This is a genomic window from Streptomyces sp. NPDC041068 (assembly GCF_040647455.1).
Taxonomy (GTDB): Bacteria; Actinomycetota; Actinomycetes; order Streptomycetales; family Streptomycetaceae; genus Streptomyces.
This window is the reverse complement of record NZ_JBEZCG010000009.1, coordinates 158,190-174,914: the sequence shown is the minus strand read 5'-3', so window position 1 is coordinate 174,914 and position 16,725 is coordinate 158,190. Positions and strand designations below refer to the sequence as shown.

Sequence of the window (16,725 nt, the reverse complement as noted above, 5' to 3'; positions counted from 1 at the left end):
TCCGGTACCGGGCCTGCGCCGTTGGGCACCGGGCCCCCGCCGTTGGGCGCCGGGCCCGCGCCGTTGGGCGCCGGGCCCGCGCCGTCCGGCGCCGGGCCCGCGCCGTCCGGTACCGGCCCCCCGGCCTCCGGCGCCGACCCCCCGGCGCCCCCGCCGATGTCACTGGTGCCGGCTCCCCGGCCCACCGTGTCCCCCGGAGCCACCCCCACCAGCCCCAGCGCCTCCCGGAAGCGGTTCTCCGCCGTTCCGGTGTCGGCGCGGGTCAGCGCCGACTCGCCCTCCGCGCACGCCTGTTCGGCGCGGGTCAGGTCCGTACTCGTGGTCTGCTCAGTCACAGTCAGCCCCCGATCCGCGGCGGGCGGCCCGCCGCGACCTCCGGCCGGCGGATCAGCCGGCGGCCTCGTCAAGGACCGAACGCCAGCGGCCCTGGGCGCGGTCGTAGTGCAGCGGGCCCACCTCGAACCGCGTCAGGTCGAGCGCGGTGAGCTTCTCGTAGGCCTCGGCGGGCAGGTCGGGCTCCAGCACGATGTCGAGTCCGGTCGCCGCGTCCTGCAGCACGATCGGCCGTGCCTCGCGGGCCTCGCCCAGGGTGCCGGGCGCGGGCGACGCGGGACGGGCCGTCCTTCGTACGACACCCTTGAACTGCTCGTACGCGTCCCTGACCGCCTCCGCGCCGAGCCCGCTGAGGAACGCCTGCAGGGGCAGCGACGCCAGGGCGATCCAGGGGATGTCGGCCGCGCCGCGGTGATCGAGGACACGGCGGACCCGGGCCGGCGGGAAGCCGAGTCCGGCGAACGCGGCGACGAGCTCCTGGCGCAGCTCTTCAGGGACCTCTCGGTCCAGGAGCAGCTCCGCTCGCGGCGGCGCATCGGTCATGGAAGTGCTTCCTTCCGGGGGTGTGCACCGCAGCCTAGAGGCGTGAGCCGTGCGTATGCGGGGAAACCGGTGATTCAGTGGGGCCGATCCGGAGCGCCGTCGCTCCTTCCACATGCGCGCCCCCACCGTCCGTCGAACTGGTGTCGATTCACGCGATGGTGCGATCATCTCCCGCCCCGCGGATGGCAGTTGAAGGCCCCGGGTAGGGCCGGGCCATGAATCAGCCGTTCGAACTGCCGCACTTCTACATGCCGTATCCCGCGCGGCTCAACCCCCACCTGGAGGAGGCGCGCGCGCACTCCACCCGGTGGGCGCGGGACATGGGCATGCTGGAGGGCTCCGGCATCTGGGAACAGAGCGACCTCGACGCGCACGACTACGGCCTGCTGTGCGCGTACACCCACCCCGACTGCGACGGCCCCGCGCTGTCGCTGATCACCGACTGGTACGTGTGGGTCTTCTTCTTCGACGACCACTTCCTGGACATGTACAAGCGCACGCAGGATCGTTCCGCGGGCAAGGCTCATCTGGACCGGCTGCCCCTCTTCATGCCGATGGACCTCGCGACACCCGTGCCGGAGCCGGAGAACCCGGTGGAGGCGGGCCTCGCCGACCTGTGGGCGCGCACGGTGCCCGCGATGTCCGTGGACTGGCGCCGCCGCTTCGCCCGCTCCACGGAGCACCTCCTGAACGAATCCCTGTGGGAGCTGTCCAACATCAACGAAGGGCGGATCGCCAACCCCGTCGAGTACATCGAGATGCGCCGCAAGGTGGGCGGCGCCCCCTGGTCGGCGGGCCTCATCGAGTACGCGACGGCCGAAGTGCCCGCGGCCGTCGCGGAGTCGAGGCCGCTGCGCGTGCTCATGGAGACGTTCTCCGACAGTGTCCACCTGCGCAACGACCTCTTCTCGTATCAGCGCGAGGTCCAGGACGAGGGCGAGCTCAGCAACGGCGTGCTCGTCCTGGAGACCTTCTTCGACTGCACGACGCAGGAGGCCGCCGACACCGTCAACGACGTCCTGACCTCACGCCTGCACCAGTTCGAGCACACCGCGCTCACCGAAGTGCCCGCCCTCGCCCTGGAGATGGGCCTGACCGCGCCCGAGGTCGCGTCGGTCGCCGCGTACACCAGGGGACTTCAGGACTGGCAGTCGGGCGGCCACGCATGGCATCTGCGCTCCAGCCGGTACATGAACGAGGGCGCACTCGACGCCTCACCGCTCTCCGGGCCCACCGGCATCGGCACCTCCGCGGCGGACGTCGGCGCGCTGCTCGCGGCCGCGGGCAAGGAGCGGCTGAGGCCCTTCACGCATGTGCCGTTCCAGCAGGTGGGCCCTTCCCAAGTGCCCGACATTCACATGCCGTTCGGGCTGCGGCTCAACCCGGAGCTGGACGCCGCGCGGCACCGGCTCACCGGCTGGGCGCACGCCACGGGCATCCTCGCCGAGGGGGTCTGGGACGAGGACAAGCTCCATGCGTACGACCTTCCGCTGTGCGCGGCGGGCCTCGACCCGGACGGCACGGCCGAGGCCCTCGACCTCAGCTCGCAGTGGCTGGCCTGGGGCACCTACGGCGACGACTACTACCCCCTCGTCTTCGGCCACCGTCGCGACTTCGCCGCAGCCAAGCTCTGCACCGGGCGCCTCTCCGCGTGCATGCCGTTGGAGGGCGACCCGGCCCAGGCGCCGGCGAACGCCATGGAGCGCGGCCTGACCGACCTGTGGCGGCGCACGACCCGCGCCATGACCACCGAGCAGCGGCGGACGCTGCGCGACGCCGTGGAGGTCATGACGGAGAGCTGGCTGTGGGAGCTCTCCAACCAGCTGCAGAACCGTATCCCTGACCCGGTCGACTACCTGGAGATGCGCCGCGCCACCTTCGGCGCCGACCTCACCACGAGCCTGTGCCGGATGGGCCACGGTCCCTCCGTGCCGCCCGAGGTCTACCGCAGCGGCCCCGTGCGCTCCCTGGAGAACGCCGCCGTCGACCACGCGATGCTCGTGAACGACGTCTTCTCGTACCAGAAGGAGATCGAGTACGAGGGTGAGATCCACAACGGCATCCTGGTCGTGCAGAACTTCTTCGGCTGCGACTACCCGGCCGCGCTGCGGGTCGTCCACGATCTGATCACGCAGCGCATGCAGCAGTTCGAACACATCGTCGCGCACGAATTCCCGGTCCTGTACGAGGACTTCGAGCTGTCCGAGCAGGCGCGTGCGACCCTGGAGGGCTACGTGGTCGAGCTGCAGAACTGGATGGCGGGCATCCTGAACTGGCACCGCGGCTGCCGTCGTTACGGCGCCGAGGACCTGGCGCGGCGCACGCACGGCTTCGTGCCCGACCGGGTGCCGAGGGTGCCGTCGATCGCCGGTCTGCTCTGATCCGGAGGCAGGGGAGGAAGGCCCCGTCGGACGCGCCGGCGGGGCCTCGCGCGGATCTGGAAGGGCCTCGTTCGGATGGTTTCATCCGGAATGCTGGATTCGCGGAACTTCGGTGATGCGCCGGGAGTCTTCAGAAGTGAAGGGCGGCCCTCGACCGGCCGCGACATGGGGGAAAGAACACGGGGGTGTTCGATCTTGACCGACATCATTGAGCGCATCACCGACCGACTGACGGGGGACGGGGCGGAGGCGAAGGCGCCCGCGGATGGCGAACTGACGCCGTTCGTCGCGCCGTTGACCGTCCCGCCGGTCCTGCGCCCCGACTCCGCCGACGTGCGCGAGGAGACAGAGATCGCGCTGCGTCCCACCTGGGTGCGTCTGCACCCGCAGCTCCCACCGACCCTGATGTGGGGGTACGACGGCTCCGTGCCGGGCCCCACCATCGAGGTGCGGCGCGGACAGCGCATCCGCATCGCCTGGACCAACCGCATCCCGCAGGGCGAATATCCCGTCACGGCCGTCGAGGTCCCGCGCGGCGACCCGGTGAAGGACCCGCCGCCGAACACCGAGCCCGGCCGCGCCGGCGTCGAGCCGAACAAGGACGTGGCCGCGCTGCCCGCCTGGTCGGTGACGCATCTGCACGGCGCACAGACCGGCGGTGGCAACGACGGCTGGGCGGACAACGCCGTGGGTTACGGCGACGCCCAGCTCTCCGAGTACCCGAACGACCACCAGGCGGTCCAGTGGTGGTATCACGACCACGCCATGAACATCACACGGTGGAACGTCATGGCGGGGCTGTACGGCACGTACCTCGTCCGTGACGACGAGGAGGACGCACTCCAACTCCCCTGCGGGGAGCGGGAGATCCCGCTGATCATCGCCGACAGGAACCTCGACACGGACGAGGGCGACGACCGGCTGAATGGCCGCCTGCTGCACAAGACCGTCATCGTCGACCCGAAGAACGCGGAGACGGGCAAGCCGGTCTCCCTGCCCTTCTCGGGCCCGTACACCACGGTCAACGGCCGCATCTGGCCGTACGCGGACGTGGATGCGGCCTGGTACCGCTTCCGCCTGGTCAACGCGTCGAACGCCCGCATCTACGACCTGGTTCTCATCGACGAGGACAACAACCCGGTGCGGGGCGTCCTGCACCAGATCGGCAGCGACGGCGGGCTCCTGCCGCGCCCCGTCCCCGTCGACTTCGAGGGGGAGCTGCCCGCGCTCACCGTCGCGCCCGCCGAGCGCATGGACCTCCTCATCGACTTCAGGGAGCTGGCGGGCAAGCGCCTGCGCCTGGTCAACAAGGGGCGCGGCCAGGCGCCCGGCGTGCCCGACGTGCCGAACGACGTGCGCTATCCGCAGGTCATGGAGTTCCGGGTCGGCGAGTGTGCCGATCCCGACACCTTCGAACTGCCGGAGATCCTCTCGGGTTCGTTCCGCCCGCTCACCCACGACATCAAGCACGGCCACCGGCTGATCGTGCTGACCCCGCCCGCGACCAAGGGAGGCGGCGGTCACCCGGAGATCTGGGAGATGGTCGAGGTCGAGGAGCCCGGCGACATCCAGGTCCCGACCGAGGGGATCATCCAGCTGCGCGGCGAGGACGGCAAGGTCAAGACCTACCGCCGCATCGCCCGTACGTTCAACGACGGCCTCGGCATCAACATCGCCGAGGGTGCCTACGAGCAGTGGAGCTTCCTGAACCTCGCGGTGAACCCGCCGGTGACCCACCCGATGCACATCCACTTGGCGGACTTCCAACTCCTCGGCCGTGACGCGTACGACGTCTCCGGCTTCGACGTCACGATCGGCGGCACCCGGGCCCCGGTCGCCTTCGACCCGGACCGGAAGATCCCGCTGGCTCCGAACGAGCGCGGCTGGAAGGACGTCTTCCGGGTGCCTGGCGGTCAACTCCTGCGCGTCATGGGCAAGTTCGACGGTGCGTACGGCCGCTTCATGTACCACTGCCACTTCCTGGAGCACGAGGACATGGGCATGATGCGGCCCTTCGTCGTCATGCCGAAGGAGGCCCTGAAGTTCGACCACGGCGCGGGGCACGGCGGCGGCCACGGCGACCACGCGGCCTAGGCGCGGGCCTCAGGCAGGCACGCCCGCGTGACGCACGGCGGCTCGCGCCAGCGCCCGCACGATGGGGTGCGGGCGCGAGCCGTCGCCCGACAGCTCGGGCTGGAAGAGGGTGGCCAGGAAGAAGGGGTGGCCGGGGAGTTCGGTCATCCGCACCTGGCCCGCCTCGTCCTCGCCCGAGAAGCGCAGGCCGTGCGCGCGCAGCGTGTCGAGGTGGGCGCCCGGGCCGTAGGTGCAGTGGTAGCGCTCGATGGAGCTGCGGGCGCCGACGACCGACTCGGCGAGCGAGTCCGGGGCGATCGTCACGGTGCCCTCGTGGCCGACCAGCGAGCAGGCGAGCGGCGCGATCAGCAGATCGTCGGCGTCCGGGTCGTTCTCCGCGTGCGCGACGTCCGTCAGGTCGCACACATGGCGCGCGAATTCGAGGAGCGTGTGCTGGAAGCCGCCGCAGGTACCGAGGAAGGGCACGCCGTCCTCGCGCGCCGTGCGGATCGCCGCGAGCGCGCCCGCCTCGCTGCGGTAGGGACTGCCGGGCACCACCCACACCGCGTCGAAACCGCGTACGGCGCCGGGCTCCTCGGCGTCCTCCGTCGAGATCCAGTACGCGTCGAGGACCAGGCCGTCACGGGCGGCGAGGGCGTCCAGGAGGAGCGGGATCCGAGTGTGGGAGGTGACGCTCGGCGAGCGGTCGCCGACGAGGGCGATACGGGCGGCGCGGGGCGCGGGGGCGTTGGGGGTCGCGGTGTGCGGCGTCGTTGCGGTCATGCCGATCATCCTGGGCGCGACGCCTCGTTCACGTCCAACGATGAAAACTGCATCCGCCATAAGCGTCTCTGATGCGGCCGATGATCCGTTCCGCTGCGGTGGGCGATCCCTGAGGCCATGGATTCGCACCTGCTGCGTACGGACATGACGGTGGCCCGTTGTCCCGTCCCGGCACGCGCGGACGATCGTGACGGGCAGGCCGTGCCTACTCATCGCTGTGCTGTGATCCTTGTGCCGGGCCGGTGTCCGCTTCCTCCGCCCACCGTCGGCTCCACGCGAACAGCGGTTGGAGGGCGTCGACAAGGTCCCCGCCGAGCTGGGTGAGGTGATATCCGTCCTCGCGCAGAGTGATCAGACGGACATCGATCAGCTCGCCGAGCCGGGTACTGAGCACACTGGAGGACATGCGCTCGCACCGGCGCTGCAACTCACGGAAGCCGCCCGGGGCTTGACTCAGCTCCCACAGGATGAGCAGCGTCCAGCGCCGTCCCAGCAGATCGAGTGCGGCCATGACAGGGCGTCCCGATGTGGACCCCCGCACCGGTACGCCGGGCCGCGGTGCTCCGCCTCCCATGTTCCCCTCATCTCCTTGCGCTTCGCTTCTCGAAGCAGCATAGTGATTCGAAAATAGAAGCACTGGCAACGGGAGTGCCGATGTCGCGATTAGCCCTGCTGGAACCGCCGTACGCCGACCGGGCCGGCGCGCTGCTCGCGCGCATGATGCCTGGGGACGTGCCGCCGATCGGGCTGTTCCGGATGTTCGCCGAACGGGTCGGGCTCACCCGCGAACAGGCGGCATCGCTGGTGCACGGCGGCCCCGCTGACCAGTGCTGGAGGTCCGAACGGGAACGGCTGCTCATCCTCGCCGAAGGCGCCGGGCCCCGAGGAAGACTTCGCCGGGACGCGAACCGGCAGTCGCGGGTGGCAGAGCCGAACCAGGCCGGATCAGCACGTCCTCACGAATGACCGGTGCCCTGTCGCCGGGATCGAGCAATCTGAGCGTCAATTCGCAGCCGGGCATGTCCGGCCGAACACAGGAGGTTTCCATGGCCAAGGGCTACTGGGTCAGTGTCTACCGCGTCATTTCCGACCCTGAGAGGCTGACTGCCTACGACAAGCTGGCCGGTCCGGCCGTCCGAGCCGGGGGCGGGCGGGTCCTGGCCAGTGGCGGCCGAGTCGTCGCCCACGAAGCCGGAAACACGAACCGCGTCGTTCTGATCGAGTTCGACAGCTTCGATCAGGCCGTCGCGGCATACGAGAGCGAGGCTTACCAGAAGGCGCTGGTGGTCCTCTCCGACTGCGTCGAGCGCGACTTCCGCATCATCGAAGGCATCGACTGACCGACGGGCTGCCTCGCCGCGCTGAAGAACTGGCGCATCCTCACCCGACTCCGGTTCAACCCGGCGCGGGCTGCGAACCTGCTGCGCGCACCGCTGGTCCTCACCAACTCGAAGCCGGCCGGTGGCAGACGACCATGAACGCAGACCGACGCACCCGACCGGCACGAGCACCCGCGAACCCTGCCCCGCCACCAGGCCGACCAGCTACTTCACGTTGGCACGGTCCCATTGGCGGGGCAGTCGGGGTGCTGATCCGCCATCGTCCCGGTGACGACCGTCGTCGCGATGCCCTCTCCTGCTCACACCGATGTCGGCAAGCGGCCTTCCGTCAACGCACAGCCGTCAAAGACAGCTGACCGGCAACATCGAGTGAGACATCCCCGCAGAAATGCCGCTGCGGGACAACCTCGTCTGAGATTCCACCGGAGGCCCGTCCCACCCGGCCTTGCCTCACCTCTGGTCATGGCCCTGGCCAGAGACAGGATCACATGCGACGGGACACTGGAGGCCATGGATCCGCACCTCCTGCGTACATACGTGACGGTGGCCCGTCTCGCTTCCTTCTCCGAGGCCGCGCGCGCACTCGGCTACACCCAGTCCGCCGTCTCCCAGCACATCGCCGCCCTGGAGCAGGACCTCGGCACGGCCCTGCTCACGCGTCGGCCCGTCGCGCCCACCCCGGCGGGCGCGCGCCTCATCGAGCACGCGGGCCCGCTGCTGCTGCGCCTCGACGCGGCCCGCGCCGAGGTCGTGCGCATGGCGGCCGCTCCGCAGTGGGGCCTGACCCTCGCGGCCACGGCGACCGCGCTGACACGGGACGTGGCCGAGGCACTGCCCCCGGCGGGCGTCACCTTGCGCGTGCTGCCCCGCGAAGAGATACCCGCGGCCGTCGCGACCGGCCGCGCCGAACTGGGCCTCGTGGACGGTCTCGCCGCCCCGAACGACCCTCTGCGGCTGCCCGACGTGGCGCCGCTGACCGCGCGCGGCGTCGCGCAGGAGCCCGTCGACGTCCTGCTTCCCGAGGGGCATCCGCTGGCCCGCCGGGCGGGGCTCAGCCTCGGCGACCTCGTCGACGCCCGCTGGATCGACGCCCCCGGCGCGGGGCTGCCCCTTGCCCAACTCCGCACCGCGAACGGCACGTCGGGCTTCCGGCCCGCGCTCCACTACGACGGCACGGACCTGCGCACCCTCACCGCCCTCGCCGCGGCGGGGCACGGCCTCGCGCTGCTGCCGCGCTCGGCGGCGCAGCGGGTGCCGGGCGCGGTCGCCGTGCCGCTGACGGCACCGCGCGTGGTGCACCGCACCGAGGCGGTGCACGCGGGAGCCCTGCGTGGGCCCGCGGCGGCCCTCGCCGCACAGCTGGACGCCGCCTCACCCGTTCGTGAGGCGTCGCCGCCGGGTCACGCCGGGTAGGGCTGTGGCCGGAGGCGAGCCATGGATCAGACCACGTTGCGTCCCAAGCCGATGCCGGGCCAGAACCCCGGCCAGACCCCGGGCGCGGACCCCGGGACACACCTGAAGTACCCGGGAAAGCGCTGGGCGAGGGGCCTGGGGAAGGGCCTCGGGAGGGGGCAGGGCCTGGGCGCCGCCCCGGGAAAGCCCCGGGCCCAGGACGAGGCCCAGACCCGGGCCCCGGGAAATCCCCCGGCGAAGGGCCACCGTCCGCACGCCGCGCGGCGCAGAGGGAGGCGCCTGACGACTCTGCTGTTCGGCCTGCTGTTCGCGGCGGTCCTCGTGCTCTCGGGCGTCGGCCTGGGCACGGTGAGCGCCACCGTCATAGGCATGAGCAAGCTCGCGGAGATGCAGAAGGAGGCGGCGGCGTCAGGGGCGACGGCCGCGGGCCCTCCGGCCGGCGCACCGGTACCCGAGCCGCCCGCGTCGGCCTCGAAGCCGTCCACGGGGAAGCGGCCCGGCACCTCGCCGGAGCGGCCCGCGGCCCAGGCGGAATCGGGCCCGCGTCCGCCCGCCGCCGGGTCCAGGGCCGCCACGCTCGGCGTCGAGGCGGTCGACGCCCCGTCCGGCGCGGGCGCACTGCTGGTCGGCGTCCACATCCCCGGCCCCGGCCACTCGGCCGGTCTCGTACGAGGCGACACCGTGCTCACGTTCGCCGGGACCCGCATCGACTCGGCCGCGGACCTGGCCACAGCGGTCACCGTGGCGCGCCCCGGCAGGGTGACGACCCTGACGGTGCGCCACGAGAACGGCGCCCGCCAGTCCCTCTCGGTCAGGCCGGGCTTCGTGACGTGAGCGCCTGGGCCCCGGGGTTCGCCCGTGGACGATGACTGTGGTGGGGAGGATGTCGCGGGGGCGCCCTGCTCCTGTTCGGCAGGACCCACGCCGAGGAGGGCGCCCGCCGGTCCCTCTCGGTCAGGCCGGGCATCGTGACGTGAACGACCGGACCCCGGGTTCGCGCCCGCGGACGGCTGCGGGCAGGATGCCGAGGGAGGCGCCGGACGGGGACGCCCGGACAAGGACGCCAGGATACGGACGCCCGGATACGGACGGCCCGACACGGACGCCCGGACGAGGGCGTCCAGGCACGGGCGTTCAAGCACGGGCGTCCAGGCACGGACGCCCGGCCCCGGACCGCCCGGCAGGACAGCCCGGCATGGGTGGTCCGACACGTACGGCCCGACACGTACGGCCCGACACCGGCGCCCCGGCAGGGGCGAAGCGACAGACAGCAGGAGGTCTCATGAGCAGCGCGCCCGCGCCCTTCACCGCCGATGACTACAGGGCCCGTATGGAGCGCGCCGCGGCCGGCGCCGCCGATGCGGGGCTCGCCGGTGTCCTCGTCGCCCCGGGGCCCGATCTCGTGTGGCTCACCGGATACCAGCCGACCGCGATCACCGAACGCCTGACGGTCCTCGTGCTCGCCGCGGGGCAGGACCCCGTCCTCGTCGTGCCGACCCTGGAGGCCCCGGACGCCGCCCGTGCCGCGGGTGCGTCCGCGCTCACCCTGCGGGACTGGACCGACGGCAAGGACCCGTACGCCGTCACCGCGCCGCTCCTCGACGTGTCCGGCCGCTTCGGGGTGAGCGACAACGCCTGGGCGATGCACCTCCTCGGCTTCCAGCAGGCGCTGCCCGGCACCTCCTACGTCTCGCTCACCCAGGCGCTGCCCATGCTCCGCGCCGTCAAGGACGCCGCCGAGCTGGAGCGCCTCACGGCGGCGGGCGCGGCGGCCGACGCGGCGTACGAGGAGATCCAGAAGGTCCCCTTCGCGGGCCGCAAGGAGACGGACGTCGCCGCCGACCTCGCGGACCTGCTGCGGCAGTTCGGGCACTCGCAGGTCGACTTCACCGTCGTCGGCTCGGGCCCCAACGGCGCCAACCCCCACCACGAGGCGGGCGACCGCGTCATCGAGAACGGCGACATGGTCGTCCTCGACTTCGGCGGCCTCCTGCACGGCTACGGCTCCGACACCTCCCGCACCGTCCACGTCGGTGAGCCGACCGCCGAGGAGCGGCGCGTGCACGACGTGGTGCGCGAGGCCCAGGCGGCGGGCTGCGCGGCGGTGCGGCCCGGCGCGGCATGCCAGGACGTCGACCGCGCGGCGCGCGCGGTGATCACCGAGTTCGGGTACGGCGAGTACTTCATCCACCGCACAGGACACGGCATCGGCGTCACCACCCACGAACCGCCCTACATGATCGAGGGCGAGGAGCAGCCGCTCGTGCCGGGCATGTGCTTCTCCGTGGAGCCCGGCATCTATCTGCCGGGCCGCTTCGGCGTACGTATCGAGGACATCGTGACCGTCACCGAGGACGGCGGGCGGCGGCTGAACACCACCGCCCGCGAGATGGCCATCGTCAACTGAGGCCCGGCTTCACCGGACTTCGGCCGAAGGCGGGCGTCAGCCGAAGTCCGTGCGGGGCCCCGTCCGCGGTTCGCGGCCCGGGTAGTACGCAAGGACGTCGTACGGAGGCGGCAGCGGCCGCTCGCTCGCCGACGTGAGACGCTGCACCTGCTCGGGCGTCAACTCCCAGTCCACGCAGCCGAGATTGTCCGTCAGCTGCTCCACCGACCGCGCCCCGACGATGGGCGCGGTCACCCCGGGCCGCTGGAGGAGCCAGCGCAGCGCCACCTGGGAAGCGGTGCGCCCGGCCTCCTCGGCGACCTCCAGGACCGCGTCGACGACCTGCCAGGTCTCCTCGGTGTTCCGGTCGTTCCAGGCCCCCGAGCCGCGCGCGCCTTCGGGCGGCGCGGCCATGCCGCGCCGGAACTTCCCCGAGAGCCAGCCGCCCTGCAGCGGGCTGTAGGGAATGACGCCGACGCCCTCCGCCGCGCTGAGGGGCACCAGCTCCCACTCGGCCTGACGGGCCAGGAGGTTGTAGATCGGCTGCAGACAGGAGTACGGCTCCCAGCCTCGCGCCCGCGCCACGTCGAGGGCCTTCTGCAGCTGGCCCGGGGAGTGGTTGCTCGCCCCCAGGTAGCGCATCTTGCCGGCCTTCACGAGGGTGTCCAGCGTGGACAGGGTCTCCTCGATCGGCGTCGTCGCGTCCCATACGTGCGTCTGGTAGAGGTCGATGTGGTCGGTGCCGAGGCGCCGCAGGCTCGCCTCGACCGCCGACACGATGTGCTTGCGGCTCAGACCGCCCGCGTTCGGCGCCTCGCCCATGGTCGCGAACACCTTGGTGGCGATGACGAGTTCGTCCCTGCGGCGGCCCTTGAGCCAGCGGCCGAGGATCTCCTCGGACACACCGCGCCCGTACATGTCGGCCGTGTCGATGAAGGTGCCGCCCGCCTCCGTGAACGCGTCCAGCATGCGGTGCGACGTCGCCTCGTCGGCCCCGCTGCCGCACATCATCGCGCCGAAGCACAGCTCGCTGACGCGCAGTCCGGTCCGGCCGAGAAAACGCTGTTTCATGATCCGCCTCCCCTTGGTCGACCCTCAAGATAGGGGCTCCGTACGCGATTCAGGGGTTCGTGCGCACCGCGGTGCTAGGCCGAGGCGAGTACCGCGCACGACTCGGCAGGCAGCCGCAGCACCCCGTCGGCGCCGGGCGGCTCGACCGGATCCCACGCGGCGAGCACTCGCACGCGGCGAGCGCCCAGCGGGATGGCGACGGGCTCCTTGCCGAGGTTCACGGCGACCCGCACGTCCCCGCGCCGCACCGCGAACCAGCGGGCCCCTTCGTCGTAGGCGACCCGGACCGCGGCCAGGTCGGGGTCGGTGAGGTCGCCGCGGGCGCGCCGCAGGGCGATCAGCTCGCGGTGCCAGGCGAGCAGCCGCGCGTGGTGGCCGTCCGCCGCCTCGGCCCAGTCGAGGCAGGACCGCTCACGGGTCCCGTGGTCCTGGGGATCGGGTATGTCCTCCTCGGCCCAGCCGTGCGCCGCGAACTCCCGCCGCCTGCCCCGGCGCACGGCCTCGGCGAGCTCGGGGTCGGTGTGGTCGGTGAAGAACTGCCAGGGCGTGGAGGCGCCCCACTCCTCGCCCATGAACAGCATCGGCGTGAAGGGGCTCGTCAGGGTGAGTGCGGCCGCGCAGGCCAGCAGCCCGGGGGAGAGGGAGGCCGAAAGGCGGTCCCCCTGCGCGCGGTTGCCGACCTGGTCGTGGGTCTGCGCATAGCCGAGGAAGCGGTAGGCGGGCGTCCGCGCGCGGTCCACGGGGCGGCCGTGGGCACGGCCGCGGAAGGACGAGTACGTCCCGTCGTGGAAGAAGCCGCGCGTCAACGTCTTGCCGAGCGCGGCAAGCGGGGCCCGCGCGAAGTCCTCGTAATAGCCCTGCGACTCACCGGTGAGCGCGGTGTGCAGCGCGTGGTGGAAGTCGTCGTTCCACTGTGCCTGCATGCCGAGGCCGCCGCCCGCGCGCGGGGTGACGACCCTCGGGTCCCCGAGGTCCGACTCGGCGATCAGGGACAGCGGTCTGCCGAGCTCGGCGGCCAAGGAGTCCACGGCGGCGGAGAGTTCCTCCAGGAAGTGGCACGCGCGCGTGTCCCGCAGCGCGTGCACCGCGTCAAGGCGCAGGCCGTCGATCCGGTAGTCGCGCAGCCAGGCCAGGGCGCTGCCGATCAGATACGCGCGCACCTCGTCCGAGCCGGGCGCGTCCAGGTTGACCGCGGCGCCCCAGGGCGTCTGGTGCGTCTCCGTGAAGTAGGGCCCGAACGACGGCAGGTGGTTGCCGGACGGGCCGAGGTGGTTGTGGACCACGTCCAGGACGACACCGAGCCCGAGCGCGTGCGCCGCGTCGACAAAGCGCTTCAGGGCCTCGGGGCCGCCGTACGGCTCGTGGACCGCCCACAGCGACACCCCCTCGTACCCCCAGCCGTACCGCCCGGGGAAGGGGCACAGCGGCATCAGCTCCACATGCGTGACGCCGAGCTCCGCGAGGTGCCCGAGCCGGTCGGCCGCCGCGTCGAGCGTGCCTTCGCGTGTGTACGTCCCCACATGCAGCTCGTACAGGACCGCGTCCCGCACGCCGCGCCCCGCCCAGGGCGTGCGCCACGCGTACCGGTCGTGGTCGACGACGGCGCTGAGCCCGTCGGGCCCGTCCGGCTGGCGCCGCGAGCGCGGGTCGGGCAGGACGGGGCCGCCGTCCAGCGAGAAGCCGTAGCGCGCGCCGTCCTCGGCGTCCGCCTCCGCGGTCCACCACCCCGCGCGGTCGCCGTCGCGCTCCAACGCGCGCGTGGCGCCCGCACACTCCAGCGTGACCCGCTCCGCCTCCGGCGCCCACACCTCGAACTTCACCGACAGTTCCCCCTTGTCCGCAGTCCGTCACACCGTGCGTCCCATGGTGCGTCAGAAACGGCCGTTCCGTGGGGCGAAGAGATCGATCGGCCCTGCTCCGGCCGTTTCTGGACACCCGGGGCGCGCTTGCCCGACAATCTCCTGGTGACATCCTCTTTCGAGTTCTCCACGCACCCCGCTCGGGTCACGGACGCCGAGCGCGACCGCGCGCTGGACGCACTCAAGGAGGGTGCGGCCGTCGGCAGGCTCTCGCACGACACGTTCCTGCGCCGCATGGAGCTCGTGCTCGCCGCCCGCAGGCCCGACGAACTGGCCGCCCTCACCGCCGATCTGCGCTCCGAGGGACGCTGGACGCGGATGGTGCTCGGCAGCGTCGGCGCGGTCTCCGGGTTCACGATGAAGCTGCGCAGGGCCTGGCAGGCCGAGCGCCTCCCCAAGCTGCTCCTGCCGGCGCCGGACAATCCGTACCCGCTGCGGATCGGCCGCGACCCGGCCAACGGCCTGCGGCTCAGCCACGACACGGTCTCCCGGGTGCACGCCGAGCTGAGCCGCCAGGGCGGCATGTGGGTGCTGCGCGACCTCGGCTCGACCAACGGCACGTCCGTGAACGGCCGCAGGGTGATCGGCGCCGCCCTCGTCCAGGACGGCGATCTGGTGAGCTTCGGCCGGATGGCCTTCAGACTCGCCGTGAGCTGATCCCGTTCGAGTGAGTCCGGGTGGGCAAGGGGCCCCACTGTGTCGATGGATGCAGGGGCGTGGGTGAACCGCCCGCGCGCACCCCGAGCTCAAGGAACACGGTGACGGTCATGGCCAGGACGGTACGGAACGCTCTGCTCGCGGCGGCGGCCGCGGGAACCCTGCTCGCCGGGGGCGCGACCACGGCGACGGCACAGGCCTCCGCCGAGCAGGAGTTCCCCGGCAACTGGCTGTACGTGGCTGTCATGCAGGGCGAGGACGCCTTCGGTGACGTGGACGGCACGATGCTGCGCTGCGGCAAGGGCGGTCGCGGCGGCAGCCACCCCGAGGCAGCCAAGGCCTGTCGTCAACTCGCCCGCGCGGGCGGCGACATCAACAAGATCCCGCACCGGGACACGCCCTGCACCATGATCTACAAGCCGGTGACGGCCGCCGCGTACGGCATGTGGAACGGCCGCCGCGTCGCGTACGTGAAGAACTTCCCCAACGCGTGCGTGATGGGCGCCCACACGGGCTCGGTCTTCAAGCTGTCGTAAGCGCCGCGGCAAGTCCTCCTCACGCGCGCGTGCGATCCAGGTCGGACTGCACGCGCGCGTGGCGCGCGGCGGCGACCGTCGTGCGCGACTGGTGCTCCACCTGGTGCTCAAGGGGCACCCAACGGGCCCTGAACCGCTCCGCGAACGCCTCGCTCCACTGCGTCACCAGCTGTTCGAGACGCGGCGCCGCCCGGTCTCCCGCCTCGTCCAGGACCCGCAGCAGCATCGCGGCCGCCCGCAGCGGCAGCCGTCTGCCGAAGGCGTCGACGCTCCCGATGTACGCCATGCTGGTGCCCGCGGGCGGCAGCCGCCCCCAGTCGTCGGCGAGGCCCGGCACCAGGGAGAGCGCCCAGCGCCCCGCCCGCAGCAGCGGACCGTCCACGCCGGGCAGCCGCGGCAGGGCCTCGTCCAGGATCTCCTCGACGAGCCGCGTGTCCCGTCTGAGCCGCCGCGCGAACGTCCGCATCGCCCGCACCGGCGCCGGATGCGCCGCGGGGTCGTCGACCAGGTCGCTCGCCCACATCGGCACCTCGACGATCGCGGTACGGCCGCCGTAGCGGTGGGCGTGGTGCCAGGTGGTGAGCCGGGCGTCCTCGGGCAGGCTCGGATAGGCCGCGTCCGTGTCCGGCCCCGGCAGCACATGGATCCCTGGCCCCGACACCGGCCAGCCCGCGGCGTCGGACGCCCCCGTCTCCACCGGGATGTGCAGTTCGGCCGCAGACTTGGCGAACGGCTCAGCCAGACCGGGGATGTCCTTCGTCAGCTGCACCCAGCTGCCGCCCAGGTCGGTGCCGTGCAGGGACACCTGCAAGTAGGGCCGCAGTTCGTCGATGACGCCGGTCAGGGCGCGGGTCTCGGGCGGCAGCCGGTCGGGCGGCAGCACGGAGGGCGACCACTCCGGCTGCTCCGGGGCCGCGGGGCGGAAGAAGTTCCGGTGGTAGTCCAGGAGCGTGCGGGGCGCGGGCGTGCGGTGCAGGCTCGCGCCGTCCGGGTCCGCGCAGAGCAGGAAGTGCCAGGAGGTGTCGGAGCGCAGGCGCCGGTCGCGCAGGGTCCGCTCGGCGAGGTGCAGGAGCGTCGAGCCGCCGGTCGGTTCGTTGGCGTGCGCGCCCGCGACGACCAGGACGGCGCGCCGTGCCCTGCCCACGGACAGCAGGTGCAGCGGTCGGCCCGCGCGCGAGACGCCCACCTGGCGCAGAGTGCCCAGGTCGGGTCGGTGAGCTGCCAACTGCCGTGCAGAGGTGATGAGTTCGGGCACACTGGGATAGCGCTGCACCGCCAGTTGGCTCACCCCCGCCTGGTCCGTCACTGAGGCCATCGCAGTACGCCACGCCCCGGGGGAGGTGTCAAGGT

At 72.3% G+C, this 16,725-nt stretch carries 15 protein-coding genes; 9 read left to right on the top strand and 6 right to left on the bottom strand.

Annotated features, from left to right (window positions below):
• Window positions 1-387: 387 nt before the first annotated feature.
• On the bottom strand, window positions 388-876 hold the full coding sequence (locus AB0B50_RS22130) for a hypothetical protein (RefSeq protein WP_362334365.1): 489 nt from the start codon (window positions 874-876) through the stop codon (window positions 388-390).
• 215 nt (window positions 877-1,091) lie between these two features.
• On the opposite strand from AB0B50_RS22130, the gene cyc2 reads away from it, so the two are divergent.
• Entirely contained in the window at window positions 1,092-3,257 is a 2,166-nt protein-coding gene (gene cyc2, locus AB0B50_RS22125; RefSeq protein ID WP_362334362.1) for a germacradienol/geosmin synthase Cyc2, read from the top strand.
• Window positions 3,258-3,452: 195 nt separating this feature from the next.
• Window positions 3,453-5,351, top strand: coding sequence for an O-aminophenol oxidase PhsA (phsA, locus tag AB0B50_RS22120; protein ID WP_362334359.1), 1,899 nt, complete (start codon window positions 3,453-3,455; stop codon window positions 5,349-5,351).
• Window positions 5,352-5,360: 9 nt separating this feature from the next.
• Here the strand turns inward: phsA and AB0B50_RS22115 are convergent, their stop codons facing one another.
• Together AB0B50_RS22115 and AB0B50_RS22110 are read right to left on the bottom strand one after the other, a co-directional pair.
• Window positions 5,361-6,113: a hypothetical protein gene (locus AB0B50_RS22115; protein WP_362334356.1), complete on the bottom strand. Its 753-nt coding sequence runs from the start codon at window positions 6,111-6,113 to the stop codon at window positions 5,361-5,363.
• 205 nt (window positions 6,114-6,318) lie between these two features.
• The gene (locus AB0B50_RS22110; RefSeq protein WP_362334353.1) at window positions 6,319-6,624 is read right to left on the bottom strand and encodes a helix-turn-helix domain-containing protein; all 306 of its coding nucleotides are present in this window, start codon (window positions 6,622-6,624) and stop codon (window positions 6,319-6,321) included.
• A gap of 143 nt (window positions 6,625-6,767) precedes the next feature.
• On the opposite strand from AB0B50_RS22110, the gene AB0B50_RS22105 reads away from it, so the two are divergent.
• The 5 genes from AB0B50_RS22105 (at window position 6,768) to AB0B50_RS22085 (ending at window position 11,273) form a co-directional block, all read left to right on the top strand.
• A complete protein-coding gene (locus AB0B50_RS22105) occupies window positions 6,768-7,079 on the top strand; it encodes a hypothetical protein (protein ID WP_362334350.1) in 312 nt (103 codons plus the stop codon).
• Window positions 7,080-7,159: 80 nt separating this feature from the next.
• Window positions 7,160-7,453, top strand: a complete 294-nt coding sequence (locus AB0B50_RS22100) for a DUF1330 domain-containing protein (RefSeq protein ID WP_362334885.1) — start codon at window positions 7,160-7,162, stop codon at window positions 7,451-7,453.
• 510 nt (window positions 7,454-7,963) lie between these two features.
• Window positions 7,964-8,866, top strand: coding sequence for a LysR family transcriptional regulator (locus AB0B50_RS22095; protein WP_362334347.1), 903 nt, complete (start codon window positions 7,964-7,966; stop codon window positions 8,864-8,866).
• A gap of 21 nt (window positions 8,867-8,887) precedes the next feature.
• The gene (locus AB0B50_RS22090; RefSeq protein ID WP_362334344.1) at window positions 8,888-9,700 is read left to right on the top strand and encodes a PDZ domain-containing protein; all 813 of its coding nucleotides are present in this window, start codon (window positions 8,888-8,890) and stop codon (window positions 9,698-9,700) included.
• 448 nt (window positions 9,701-10,148) lie between these two features.
• Window positions 10,149-11,273 (top strand): aminopeptidase P family protein, encoded by a 1,125-nt coding sequence (locus tag AB0B50_RS22085; protein WP_362334341.1) that lies wholly within the window; start codon window positions 10,149-10,151, stop codon window positions 11,271-11,273.
• A gap of 36 nt (window positions 11,274-11,309) precedes the next feature.
• Here the strand turns inward: AB0B50_RS22085 and AB0B50_RS22080 are convergent, their stop codons facing one another.
• Both AB0B50_RS22080 and treZ read right to left on the bottom strand, forming a co-directional pair.
• A complete protein-coding gene (locus AB0B50_RS22080) occupies window positions 11,310-12,323 on the bottom strand; it encodes an aldo/keto reductase (RefSeq protein ID WP_362334338.1) in 1,014 nt (337 codons plus the stop codon).
• A 74-nt stretch (window positions 12,324-12,397) separates the two neighbouring features.
• A complete protein-coding gene (gene treZ, locus AB0B50_RS22075; protein WP_362334335.1) occupies window positions 12,398-14,143 on the bottom strand; it encodes a malto-oligosyltrehalose trehalohydrolase in 1,746 nt (581 codons plus the stop codon).
• Between the two features lie 144 nt (window positions 14,144-14,287).
• Here treZ and AB0B50_RS22070 point away from each other — a divergent pair, with 144 nt between their 5' ends.
• Entirely contained in the window at window positions 14,288-14,839 is a 552-nt protein-coding gene (locus AB0B50_RS22070) for a DUF1707 and FHA domain-containing protein (RefSeq protein ID WP_362334332.1), read from the top strand.
• 110 nt (window positions 14,840-14,949) lie between these two features.
• Window positions 14,950-15,375 carry an SSI family serine proteinase inhibitor gene (locus tag AB0B50_RS22065; protein ID WP_362334329.1) on the top strand — a complete coding sequence of 142 codons (426 nt, stop codon included), beginning with the start codon at window positions 14,950-14,952 and terminating at the stop codon, window positions 15,373-15,375.
• Between the two features lie 19 nt (window positions 15,376-15,394).
• Here the strand turns inward: AB0B50_RS22065 and AB0B50_RS22060 are convergent, their stop codons facing one another.
• Window positions 15,395-16,690: a M14 family zinc carboxypeptidase gene (locus tag AB0B50_RS22060; RefSeq protein ID WP_362334326.1), complete on the bottom strand. Its 1,296-nt coding sequence runs from the start codon at window positions 16,688-16,690 to the stop codon at window positions 15,395-15,397.
• Between the last annotated feature and the right edge of the window lie 35 nt (window positions 16,691-16,725).

Excerpts from the sequence above, each read along its gene's own strand:
- AB0B50_RS22130 (WP_362334365.1), bottom strand. The coding sequence starts at position 876 with ATGACCGATGCGCCGCCGCGAGCGGAGCTGCTCCTGGACCGAGAGGTC.
- cyc2 (WP_362334362.1), top strand. The coding sequence starts at position 1,092 with ATGAATCAGCCGTTCGAACTGCCGCACTTCTACATGCCGTATCCCGCG.
- AB0B50_RS22115 (WP_362334356.1), bottom strand. The coding sequence starts at position 6,113 with ATGACCGCAACGACGCCGCACACCGCGACCCCCAACGCCCCCGCGCCC.
- AB0B50_RS22110 (WP_362334353.1), bottom strand. The coding sequence starts at position 6,624 with ATGGCCGCACTCGATCTGCTGGGACGGCGCTGGACGCTGCTCATCCTG.
- AB0B50_RS22105 (WP_362334350.1), top strand. The coding sequence starts at position 6,768 with ATGTCGCGATTAGCCCTGCTGGAACCGCCGTACGCCGACCGGGCCGGC.
- AB0B50_RS22100 (WP_362334885.1), top strand. The coding sequence starts at position 7,160 with ATGGCCAAGGGCTACTGGGTCAGTGTCTACCGCGTCATTTCCGACCCT.
- AB0B50_RS22095 (WP_362334347.1), top strand. The coding sequence starts at position 7,964 with ATGGATCCGCACCTCCTGCGTACATACGTGACGGTGGCCCGTCTCGCT.
- AB0B50_RS22090 (WP_362334344.1), top strand. The coding sequence starts at position 8,888 with ATGGATCAGACCACGTTGCGTCCCAAGCCGATGCCGGGCCAGAACCCC.
- AB0B50_RS22085 (WP_362334341.1), top strand. The coding sequence starts at position 10,149 with ATGAGCAGCGCGCCCGCGCCCTTCACCGCCGATGACTACAGGGCCCGT.
- AB0B50_RS22080 (WP_362334338.1), bottom strand. The coding sequence starts at position 12,323 with ATGAAACAGCGTTTTCTCGGCCGGACCGGACTGCGCGTCAGCGAGCTG.
- AB0B50_RS22065 (WP_362334329.1), top strand. The coding sequence starts at position 14,950 with ATGGCCAGGACGGTACGGAACGCTCTGCTCGCGGCGGCGGCCGCGGGA.
- AB0B50_RS22060 (WP_362334326.1), bottom strand. The coding sequence starts at position 16,690 with ATGGCCTCAGTGACGGACCAGGCGGGGGTGAGCCAACTGGCGGTGCAG.